The sequence below is a fragment of the Pseudomonas sp. NPDC087612 genome, assembly GCF_044743505.1.
GTDB lineage: Bacteria > Pseudomonadota > Gammaproteobacteria > Pseudomonadales > Pseudomonadaceae > Aquipseudomonas.
This window is the reverse complement of the sequence record NZ_JBIUWO010000006.1, coordinates 466,755-476,331: the sequence shown is the minus strand read 5'-3', so window position 1 is coordinate 476,331 and position 9,577 is coordinate 466,755. Positions and strand designations below refer to the sequence as shown.

General features: G+C 60.8%; 10 protein-coding genes. 2 read left to right on the top strand and 8 right to left on the bottom strand.

Features of this window, described 5'->3' with window-relative positions:
* From ACIOVF_RS15505 to ACIOVF_RS15495, 3 genes are all read right to left on the bottom strand, one after another.
* The coding region (locus ACIOVF_RS15505) for a transposase (protein ID WP_401290604.1) at positions 1–108 on the bottom strand (108 nt) is incomplete at its 3' end.
* A gap of 258 nt (positions 109–366) precedes the next feature.
* Complete coding sequence (locus ACIOVF_RS15500) at positions 367–1,833, bottom strand: glycosyl hydrolase family 18 protein (RefSeq protein ID WP_401290591.1); 1,467 nt, start codon at positions 1,831–1,833, stop codon at positions 367–369.
* 125 nt (positions 1,834–1,958) lie between these two features.
* Positions 1,959–2,960: a zinc-dependent alcohol dehydrogenase family protein gene (locus ACIOVF_RS15495; protein WP_401290588.1), complete on the bottom strand. Its 1,002-nt coding sequence runs from the start codon at positions 2,958–2,960 to the stop codon at positions 1,959–1,961.
* 118 nt (positions 2,961–3,078) lie between these two features.
* On the opposite strand from ACIOVF_RS15495, the gene ACIOVF_RS15490 reads away from it, so the two are divergent.
* Positions 3,079–3,480 carry a winged helix-turn-helix transcriptional regulator gene (locus ACIOVF_RS15490; RefSeq protein ID WP_401290585.1) on the top strand — a complete coding sequence of 134 codons (402 nt, stop codon included), beginning with the start codon at positions 3,079–3,081 and terminating at the stop codon, positions 3,478–3,480.
* Positions 3,481–3,620: 140 nt separating this feature from the next.
* Here ACIOVF_RS15490 and ACIOVF_RS15485 read toward each other — a convergent pair whose 3' ends face one another.
* From ACIOVF_RS15485 to ACIOVF_RS15470, 4 genes are all read right to left on the bottom strand, one after another.
* Entirely contained in the window at positions 3,621–6,068 is a 2,448-nt protein-coding gene (locus tag ACIOVF_RS15485; RefSeq protein ID WP_401290582.1) for a TonB-dependent siderophore receptor, read from the bottom strand.
* 76 nt (positions 6,069–6,144) lie between these two features.
* Positions 6,145–6,978, bottom strand: a complete 834-nt coding sequence (locus ACIOVF_RS15480) for a FecR family protein (RefSeq protein ID WP_401290579.1) — start codon at positions 6,976–6,978, stop codon at positions 6,145–6,147.
* The gene (locus ACIOVF_RS15475; protein ID WP_401290576.1) at positions 6,975–7,496 is read right to left on the bottom strand and encodes an RNA polymerase sigma factor; all 522 of its coding nucleotides are present in this window, start codon (positions 7,494–7,496) and stop codon (positions 6,975–6,977) included. Before ACIOVF_RS15475 ends, ACIOVF_RS15480 begins: the two co-directional genes overlap by 4 nt.
* A 249-nt stretch (positions 7,497–7,745) precedes the next feature.
* Entirely contained in the window at positions 7,746–8,177 is a 432-nt protein-coding gene (locus ACIOVF_RS15470) for a nuclear transport factor 2 family protein (protein ID WP_401290573.1), read from the bottom strand.
* A 198-nt stretch (positions 8,178–8,375) separates the two neighbouring features.
* Here ACIOVF_RS15470 and ACIOVF_RS15465 point away from each other — a divergent pair, with 198 nt between their 5' ends.
* On the top strand, positions 8,376–9,077 hold the full coding sequence (locus ACIOVF_RS15465; RefSeq protein ID WP_045198977.1) for an EthD domain-containing protein: 702 nt from the start codon (positions 8,376–8,378) through the stop codon (positions 9,075–9,077).
* Here the strand turns inward: ACIOVF_RS15465 and ACIOVF_RS15460 are convergent.
* Positions 9,074–9,550, bottom strand: a complete 477-nt coding sequence (locus ACIOVF_RS15460) for a nuclear transport factor 2 family protein (protein WP_082075464.1) — start codon at positions 9,548–9,550, stop codon at positions 9,074–9,076. The two genes, ACIOVF_RS15465 and ACIOVF_RS15460, sit on opposite strands and share 4 nt — an antisense overlap.
* Positions 9,551–9,577 lie beyond the last annotated feature (27 nt).

Here is a 9,577-nt window from a genome sequence, read left to right as displayed (position 1 = left end):
CAGCCCAAGTGAACGGGCGGCATCGATATGGCTGTAGCCCTGGTCGAGCACCAGGCTGGCAGCTTCGCGCTTGAATTCTGGGGTAAAGGTACGACGTTGCTTGGTCATCAGACACCTCTCTATGGCGAGCATTCTCGCCTAAATGGGTGTCCGGTTTCATTAGACCACTACACTTTCGGATTGGTCACTGAAGGGCCGAGAAACCACTCAATGGTTCACTGGTGGTGGTCGAACTTTAGTCAACTAGAGAATCCGTGGCGATTCAATGCCGTTTGGGATCTCTCATGAACATCCAACAACACTCATTAATAAATCAGGAATCATAGATGAAAGCCCGGCATCACCGCCGGGCTTCGCATTCCCCCCCTAAGCGCGCCTTTTGATCGCCACCTTCGCCCACAGCGTAAACGCCTCTGGTGGTGTCCAGCCTGAGTTTGATACGTGCTCTTGCAGGCACACGTAATGATTGCCTTCGTAACTCACGCCATCTTCCTTGAAATACCGTTGGTTCAACTGCCACTCGGGGAACTCTGGATCGGTGATGTCTCCGGCCGTTCGAACGATCAAGCTCTTGCTTGGAAGCGACTGATTACCCTGAGCGTCTGTTGCGGTGACAAAGTAGCTGTACTGAGTGTTCGCCTTCAGGCCTGAGTCCTTCAGCGTTAACGCTGGTGTATTGCCTATCGCAGCCCCATTTCGGTACAGCGTGTAGGTCGCGATCGGCCGCGGGCCGCTTGAAGCGCCCCAACTCAAGGTCATGCTGATTTCGGTGACGTCCCTGGCCGACAGGTTCGCGGGCGCCGTTGGCCGCTCGCCAGGCTGCGATTCGCCGTGAATCAACGGTGCATAACGATTGTAGAACTCCCAGTTGTAGGCAACATTGTCCCGGGTAACACCGTCGTCCCAGTTAATGGACCAGGTCATCAGCCCTTTGATGGCATGGCCAGCAGTGTCGAGACGCTTGAATGCATTGACAACCGCAGCAGGATCTATCACATAGCCAGTGGCCGCAGCGTCGTTGTTGGCCGGTAAGCCAATGACGAATTTATCTGCGGGGATGGCGATGTAATCCCGCGTACCGGTCACCAGGCTTTCGGTCAGGTAGTAGAGGAAATCCTCTTTCATTTCATCATTGTTCTGGGCAATCCAGGCACCTTGACCACCGTTGGCCTCCTGTACCCAGATCCCATCGCCACCCTGGTTGTAGTACTGCGGTGCGATGAAGTCGTAGTAGCCCTCAAGGGCCTGAAGGTAGCCAACGTACTTGCCGCCAACCCTGAGGTAGGGAAACTCGGGTGCCATGCTGATGATGAAGTGTTTCCCTTCGGCCTTGTAGTGATCCTTCACCAGTTTCAAGGCCGCCGGCAGCACCGTCTTGTTGTCGGCAAAATCAATCGCGCTTTGCTCCAGGTCGATATCCAGCCCGTCAAAGCCGTAGACTTCAACCAGGCGAATGATTTCATTCGCCAGTGGCTGCTCATCGCCCTTGTGCAACTCGATATGAGCGTCGGCGCCGCCCAATGAGATCAACACCGCCCTCCCCTGACTGTTGAGCACGCCGACTTGACGGCGAAACTCATCGTCGGAGAGGTTGTAAGGGCTGAAGGTAGGAATACCTTGGCCTTTCATGAAAGCCACAGCAACAACGTTGTAGTCCTTGGGTACATCCACCAGATTCAGATTGGCAAAGTGCCCACCTTGATAACCGTCACTATGGCCGGCTTGCCAGTTATGCCAGAACCCCATGAGGATTTTTTTATTGGCAATATCAGGCATCAATGATGCTGAATCATTTACTTGCGACTTCAGTGATGAAAAATCAATTTTAGACATTGTTCTATTCCCTCAGAACTGTATTAAGGCCGTACATGGCCCGACCGATCTGCTCCCTGAAGGAGCACTCTGAGGCTAGCGCAAGGTCTTGGATTTTCCACCATGGAGCGTCTGGCAGGAGGACGTTACTCGATATCGATGACGACCTTGCCCACAGCCTTGCCCGAACCCTGCAAAACCTGTGCATCCTGGGCTTGGGCCAGGCCAAAACGGTGAGGGTCCATCAGCGGTTTGAGCTTGCCCTCTTCCGCGAGCCGCGTCGCATGCCGCAGGATTTGCCCATGGTGCGCGCGCCCTTCCCCGCTGAGCATTGGCAAAAGCACGAATATGCCTGACAGCGTCACGCAACGCAGGGAGCCAGGGGCCAGGTTGTGGGAGGCGAAAGCAAAACAACTGGCGACATGGCCATAGGCTTTGGCCGCAACCAGGGAGTCGTCCAGGCTCTGTCCGCCCACGGTGTCGTAAACAATGTCGAAGCCTTTGCCTTCAGTGAAATCCGCAACGTATTGCTCGACGGTTTTAGCGTTGTAATCAATAGGCGTAGCGCCAAAGGATGCGACGATTGCTTGCTTGCCGGCGGACGCTGTCGCGTACACCTCAGCGCCGTGTGCGGCGGCTATCTGGATTGCTACATGGCCGACTCCGCCAGCGCCGCCTTGTACCAGCACACGCTGGCCGGGCTGGACAGCGGCGCGATCGACCAGGCCTTCCCAGGCGGTCAAAAATACCAGCGGCAGTGCCGCGGCTTCGCGCATGCTCAGGTTCTTCGGTTTCAATGCCAGCAGCGCAGCGTCGACCGCAGCGTATTCAGCCAGCGAGCCCTGCAGCCCGCGAACGCCTCCGGTGAGTCCGTAAACCTCATCGCCGACGTTGAAGGCGGTCACCTCAGGCCCTGTTTCAACCACGACGCCTGCAAGGTCGGTACCGAGAACCGCAGGCAGCTCCGGCATGGCATAGGGTGCAAGTCCCAGGCGAATCATGTTGTCGATGGGGTTAACACCGCTGGCTGCAATGCGCACGAGTACTTCACCCGCCCGTGGCGAGGGGCGTTGTACGGTTTTCTCCAGCAATGTTCCGGTCGCGTAGTCGTCTAGCACCATGGCTCGCATCGTGTACTGGCTGCTCATTCTGATCTCCTTAGAGGTTGTTTACAGTGGGTAATCCAGGGATTAGGGTTAGCTTGAGCCTTTAGGTATCATCTGTCGATTAGGCACTTTTTTGAAACGTAGGCACCCAATGGTAACCATGACCACACCCACTGTTCGCGATCCCGGTAATCCCATGGTGGTCTGCGAGCAATGCCCGCCTCGCAGAATTCACGCGCTTTTGGCGCCGAAATGGTCGTCGATGGTGATTTATGTGCTGAGTTTCGGCTCGATGCGCACAGGCCAGCTTCAGCGCACGATGCCGGGAATTTCAAAGAAGATGCTTACCCAGACCCTGCGCGAGCTGGAGAGTGATGGTTTGCTCGCGCGCAAGGTGCACCAGGTGGTGCCGCCCATGGTCGAGTACTCATTAACTGAGGTGGGCCACAAATTTGTCGAGCCGCTGATGGCGCTCTATGAGTGGGCAGAAGACAACGCCGAGCTTCTGGACGAGATTGAGGCCAATCGGGCGGCTGCGGGTGGCAATTTAGAGGTCGGCTAGAGCCACACCACCTCACTGGCGCAAAACCGGCACCTTGCTGCCAAGCGCCTGCTACTTTGCCCCTGCATCCCTTGACGCGTGACTGTCAGCAAGCGGCGAAACCCAAAAACGCCCGGGCTTCGCCGCTTGCCAACGAACTACTACCATTGATGCGTATAACTGGCCGTCAACACCGTCCCCGGCGCGGGCAGGTGGCTGGTGTTGTTGCTGTTGCGCATCAGCTGGCTGTACAGCGGGTAGTAGTCGCGGTTGAACAGGTTCTGGATACCGACGCTGACCTGGTCGTCGGCCGTCACCTGGTACTGGCTGATCAGGTCGACCGTGGTGTAGCCATCGACCTTGCGCCGGCCGAAGCTGGCAACGCCATCCAGGCGATAGTCATCACCATCAAAATAGGTGGCTTGCACGCGGTTGCTCCACACCTCGCTGGGCTTGAACTGCACATAGGCGGTCAGCTTCAGCGGCGGGATGCGGTAGCCGGTCATGTCCTGCCAGTCGCCGCCGTCCGGTTGCTCGCGGCCCTTCATCCAGGTAAAGCTGCCACCGGCGCCCCAGCGTTCATCGCCGGTCAGCCAGTCGGCGCTGCCTTCCACGCCGTAGATGCGTTCTTTGGTGCGGGTGAGGATCAGGCCGTTGTTGAAGCTCTGCACATCGCCCAGCTTGGAGGTGGTGTAGAACACCGCCACCGACGCCAGGGTCTGCTCGCCCACGGCGCCGCGCCAGCCCAGCTCGTAGTTGTTGGTTTTCACCGGCTCCAGGTTCGACGAATCGATGTCAAAGCCGCGCCGGGCATTGCGCAGTTGCACACCAATATCGGGCAGCTGGAAACCCTGGCTGAAGGCCGCATAGATCGCCTGGCCGGCCACCGGTGAGTAGGTGACGCTGAGGTTGGACAGCACCGAGTCGTAGTGAACCTCGCCGCCCTGCACCGTGGCCGGCTGGGCGGCAGCCGATTCCGACAGCGGAATGAAGTCATCGTATTCGGCGGTGGCGTACTCGTAGCGCACGCCACCTTCCATCGACCAGTGCTCATTGAACTTGTGCTGCAGCTGGGCAAAGCCACCGACACTGCGCGAGGTCAGGTCGGGCATGTAGGTCAGTTTGCCGATCTTGTCGAACACCCGGCCGCCGCTGGCGTCGTACACCTGTGGGTCGAAGATGTCGATCGGCATGTCGCTGCGCTCCTGGTTGAAGTCGCCGCCCCACAGCAGCTCGGTCGTGCCGGCGCTGCCGATCGGGGTGCGCAGGGTCACGCGGCTGCCGAACACTTCGCTGTTCTGCATCACCTGGTCGACATTGCGCCCGCGAGTGGCCACCGCCCGCGCATCGAAGGGCGTGAAGCGGGTGAAGTAGTCGCGGTAGTACAGCTGCGCATTGAGCGTGCCGCCGAGGATGTCGGTGTGCGCATATTCAAGGTTGAGCAAGGTGTTCTTGATCTGGTTCTGCTCGTCCAGCGACAGCCCCGACAGCGGCCGGGCCGCTACCGAGCCTGGCGGCAGGCGGGCAACCGAAGGGTCGGAGGTGTAGTCGGAGTTCTGCTCGGCGTTGTAGTGGCTGGCCGACAGCTGGATGCGCTGCACCTCGTCGATGCGCAAGCCCAGTTTGCCGCCGATGTTGTAGGTGTTGGAATCGAACAGGTCGCCCTGGCTCGGCTCGGGCGCTATACGGTGGCCTTTGGCGTCATAGGAGGCGCCAATGTGCCGGGCGCCAAAATCCAGGGCGTAATCGACCTGGCCCTGGGCGCCCGACAGGTGATGCTGCAACTGCCCGCCGAGGCCGTCGCTGTCTAGCTGGCTCAGTGGCGATACGGCGCTGAGGGTGGTTTGCGCACGCGGCTCGCCACCGGCCGGGCGGGTGGTGATGGAGATAATCCCGCCGGTGGCCCCGGCACCATAGATGGCGCTGCTGCCACGAATCACTTCGATGCGCTCGATCAGCGCCGGGTCGATGTTGGCCAGGTTACGTGAGGAATCGCGGTTGGTGTTCAGCGGTACGCCGTCGACCAGCACCAGCATCGTCCGGCCACGCAGCGTTTGCCCGTAATCGGTGATGGTGCGGCTGGAGTCCGCCATGCCGGGAATGCTTTTCGCCAGCAAGGTAGCCAGGCCATCGGAGCCCTGGCGCAACTGCTCCAGCTGTTCGCGCTCGATGACATTGACCTGCCGGGCTTGCGGCACCAGGTCGCTGTTCAGGCGCGACGAGCTGATCTCCAGGCTGGCCAGTTCCACTGCGGCCGAATCGCTGGCGGCCGCTTCTTTAACAGCCGAAGTAGCGGCCGGCAGCACCAGGTAGGTATGTTCGTCGCGCTCCTGGGCGGTCAGCCCGCTCTTGCCCAGCAGCCGCTGCAGCGCTTGCTGCAAGGTGTAGCGCCCGCGCAGCGCAGGTGCGCTCTTGCCGGCAGTGATGTCGCTGGCAAAGAGGATCTGCGCCGAGGATTGGCGGGCGACGGCGTTCAGGGATGTTTCCAGCGAGCTGGCGGGCACATCGAAATCGACCGGTGCCGATTGCGCCAGCGACCACTGGCTGAGCAGCAGGCCGCTGGCCAGCAAAGACAGGCGCACAGGCGCACGCAGGAAGGGCTGACTCACGTTTTTATGCTCCACAAAGTAAGGTTGCAGAGAGATAGCCGTCAGCACCGCCGCGCAACCCTACCTCTGGCGCAGATTATTTTTTCGTGTCGCGGGATTTAATCAGCACCGCGCCATCAGCCGCGGTTGCAACACTGACCGGCAGGATCGCCGGCAACAGCGCCAGCAGACGCTCGACATGCTCGCTGTCGAACACCCCGGATACCGGCAAGCGGGCCATGCCCGGGTCGATCAGCCTGATCGGCTGGCGGTGATAGCGCTGCAGCGTGGCGATGACCTCGGCCAGCGGCGCGCTGGCGAACACCAGGCGGTTGTCTTTCCAGGCCGTGACATCATCGGCGCTGACCCGGGTCACCGGACCGGCGATGCCATCGCGCACGCGCAGTTGCTGGCCAGGTTCGAGCAACGTCACCGCCTCGGTGGCACGCCCGCGCACCGCGACCTTGCCTTCGGCCACGGTCACCTGCACGTCTTGCCCGTTGCGGTTGACGTTGAAGCGGGTGCCAACCACCCGCACCCCTGCCCCGCCGGCATCGACCAGAAACGGCCGGTAGACCCTCGGCGACACCTGGAACAACGCCTGGCCCCGTTGCAGCTCGACCTGGCGGGTGCGCAGGTGCCAGCTGATGGTCAGCTCGCTGTCGCTGTCGAGCAGTACCTGGCTGCCGTCGGCCAGTTGCAGGGCCTGGCGCTGGCCGACCTGGCTGGCGATATGTTGAGTTTGATACGCAGGGTCCAGCCACAGCGCGCCCGCCGCCAGGGCCAGCCCAACCAGCCCCAGGGTTTTGCCGGTGGTGCGCTTGCGCTTGGCGGGTGTAGACGCGGGCAGCGGGAATCGCTGCTTGAGCTCCTCGCGAAAGCGCGCAAGGGCTTCGTCTTCTTCGCGGTAGTCCTGGGGCTTGCGGCTCATGGCAGCAGCTCCGAGGCCAGGTGTTTGCGGCACGCGTTCATGCCCAGGCGCAGGTGTTTTTCTACGGTTTTGAGCGAAATGCCCAGGCGTTCGGCCACTTGCGCTTGCGGCAGTTCGTGCAGTTTGTGCATGACGAACACCGCCTGACAGCGCGCCGGCAAGTTGGCAATCGCATCGGTCAGCAGCGCCAGGGTGCGTTCAGCGTCAAGATGGCGCTCCTGGCTTGGGGCGCCACTGGCGACCTCAGGCAAGGCATCAACGCCGATTATCCAGCCCTGGCGACGGCGTTCGCTACGGTAGCGGCTAACCGCGAGATCGTGGGCGATCTTGCGCAACAACGCCACCGGCGTGCGCACATCCTGTTTTTCGTCCTTTTCCAGCAACTGCAGGCACAGGTCATGCACCACTTCACGGGCGAACACCCGCTCGCCAAAACGTCGGCGCACATGGTCCACCAGCTCGTCATAATGACGGACCAAGGTTGCCAGGAGTGTGGGTTTGCTGGGCTCGACCTGCACGATGACCTGCGCGAAGGGAATGCCAAGGGAGGCGTGGCCGCGCAGTATAAATGCGAATACTTTACATTTAAAGCAAATACCGCATTCGCGCCTCCAGGCCCTTGACTAGGGTTTGTACGAAAAGTCGCCGAGCGGCGATCAGGCAAGGCGAAAACAGGCGAGGAAGCGGAGTTTACGAGTTGTAAATGAGCATTCCGAGCCTGTTTTCAACGCAGCATGATCGTCGCGCAGGCACTTTTCGTACAAAGCCTAGCCCTCTACCCGCGAATGAGCGCTGAAGCAAGTCTCGATCAACTTCCACTGCCCGTCGATGCGCCGGTAACGATCCTGGTAGATGCCACCCAGTTGCCGCGTGGCGCCGCTCTCGCCATCCAGATTGAAGTAGTACAGGGCCCAGCGGCCCTGGGCCTGGTCGTCACCAGTCAGGTGTATTTCCGGGTTGGCGCCGTGATGCAGGTCGATCACCTGCGCGTTGCATGCCAGTTGCTGATAGAGCGCGACGAAACTGTCGCGATCGCGAAACGTCCCCACCGGGCCGTAGTCGATGAGGATCTCGCCTTCGGCAAAGCAGTCGCGGATGACCTCCACCTGCTTGAGGTCGCAGGCGTTGAAATAGCGGTGCTTGAGCTGGCGAATGGCGTCAAGCGCCTCCAGGCGGGCAATGCGGTGTTCCAGGCTCATTCGGCTGACCTCACAAGTGGGTGTGGCTTGAGTCTATCGAGCCGCAGGCGAGTGCTGATCGTCCGTTGGGACTAGCTGTGGCAAAGCGATTGAACGCTAGTCTGTTCGGAGGATTCCATGGTGTCGCGTTGCCCCCAGCATGGCTTTGGGTCGATACCCCGCCCGCTCATTGACCAACTGCGAAGGACCTTGATCGCCATGGAAAAAGTCATCTACCTGCTCTGGCGCGACACCCAGACCCCGCGCGAAACCTTTGCCCGGCAACTGCGCTGCGAAGTTGCCGCGCAACTGCAGGCGCTGGGTGCGCAAAGGCTGCAACTCAACCTGGCCGACAGCGACGTCGACGCTGCGGCAGGCTTGCGCCAGGAGAACAACCGGCCGCTGCCGCACGCCTGCCTGTCGCTGTGGCTGGACAGCGCCAACGCCAGTGCCAGGCAGCCGTTCGACCGGCTGATCATGGCCGCAACCGCGCGTATGGCGGCCTATCTGGTGTGCGAGTCCGAGGCTATCGGCAACACACGCTTTGCTTGCGCGCCGGGCGAGCGAACCTACGGTTTTGCGCAAGTAGCCCTGCTGACCCGCCCTCCTCGCCTGACCCCGCAGGCCTGGCTGGACATCTGGCGCAACCACCACACGGCAGTGGCCATCGACACCCAGGACAACTTCCAGTACGTGCAGAACCTGGTGGTGCAGGTGCTGACCCACGGCGCCCCGCCGATCGACGCCATCGTCGAAGAGTGCTTCCCGCCGGCGGCGATGACCGACCCTCAAGCCTTCTTCGACGCGGTCGGCGACGAGGCAAAGTTCCAGCGCAACCTGGCAATCATGATGGACAGCTGCGCGCGCTTTATCGATTTCGACAAGATCGACGTGCTGCCCACCAGTCAATATCGCCTCTAGGGCCGGTCAAACAGGTTGGCCGTGACCTTGAACTGTGCAGGTATCGGTGAGGTCACGGTTTCAAACAGGCGCTGGTAGCCTGTGGCAACGATCAACCAGCGCCCGTCACGCTTGACGTAGTCATCCTGGTACAGCGCCGTGCCGTGCAGCAGCCAGTCGCCCTCAAGGTCGATGGCGTGATCTTCCAGGTACCAGCTGCCGCGCGCGGTGTCGGCCGAGAGCATTTCGATCTGCGGATGGTGCCCGTGGTGTTTGCACAGGAACGTCGGCCGGTCGAGTATCGCCTTGAGCCCGTCAATAAAGGCTGCCCGGCTGTCGAAGCTGTATTTGCCGCCGTCCAGGGCGGTGGTCAGGTCTTCGGCAAGGCACCCCTCCAGTGCCGCCCAGTCATGGCGATCAACCGCAAGAAAGTAACGGTACTTGAGCTGCTTGATGTGCTCGATCTCGACAAGGTCGTCCAAAGTAAGGGCCATCAGTGGTACTCCTGGGGGTGGGGAGGC

What these genes read in the sequence shown, in the direction of transcription:
- ACIOVF_RS15500 (WP_401290591.1), bottom strand. Translation starts at nt 1,833, where the DNA reads ATGTCTAAAATTGATTTTTCATCACTGAAGTCGCAAGTAAATGATTCA.
- ACIOVF_RS15495 (WP_401290588.1), bottom strand. Translation starts at nt 2,960, where the DNA reads ATGAGCAGCCAGTACACGATGCGAGCCATGGTGCTAGACGACTACGCG.
- ACIOVF_RS15490 (WP_401290585.1), top strand. Translation starts at nt 3,079, where the DNA reads ATGACCACACCCACTGTTCGCGATCCCGGTAATCCCATGGTGGTCTGC.
- ACIOVF_RS15480 (WP_401290579.1), bottom strand. Translation starts at nt 6,978, where the DNA reads ATGAGCCGCAAGCCCCAGGACTACCGCGAAGAAGACGAAGCCCTTGCG.
- ACIOVF_RS15470 (WP_401290573.1), bottom strand. Translation starts at nt 8,177, where the DNA reads ATGAGCCTGGAACACCGCATTGCCCGCCTGGAGGCGCTTGACGCCATT.
- ACIOVF_RS15465 (WP_045198977.1), top strand. Translation starts at nt 8,376, where the DNA reads ATGGAAAAAGTCATCTACCTGCTCTGGCGCGACACCCAGACCCCGCGC.
- ACIOVF_RS15460 (WP_082075464.1), bottom strand. Translation starts at nt 9,550, where the DNA reads ATGGCCCTTACTTTGGACGACCTTGTCGAGATCGAGCACATCAAGCAG.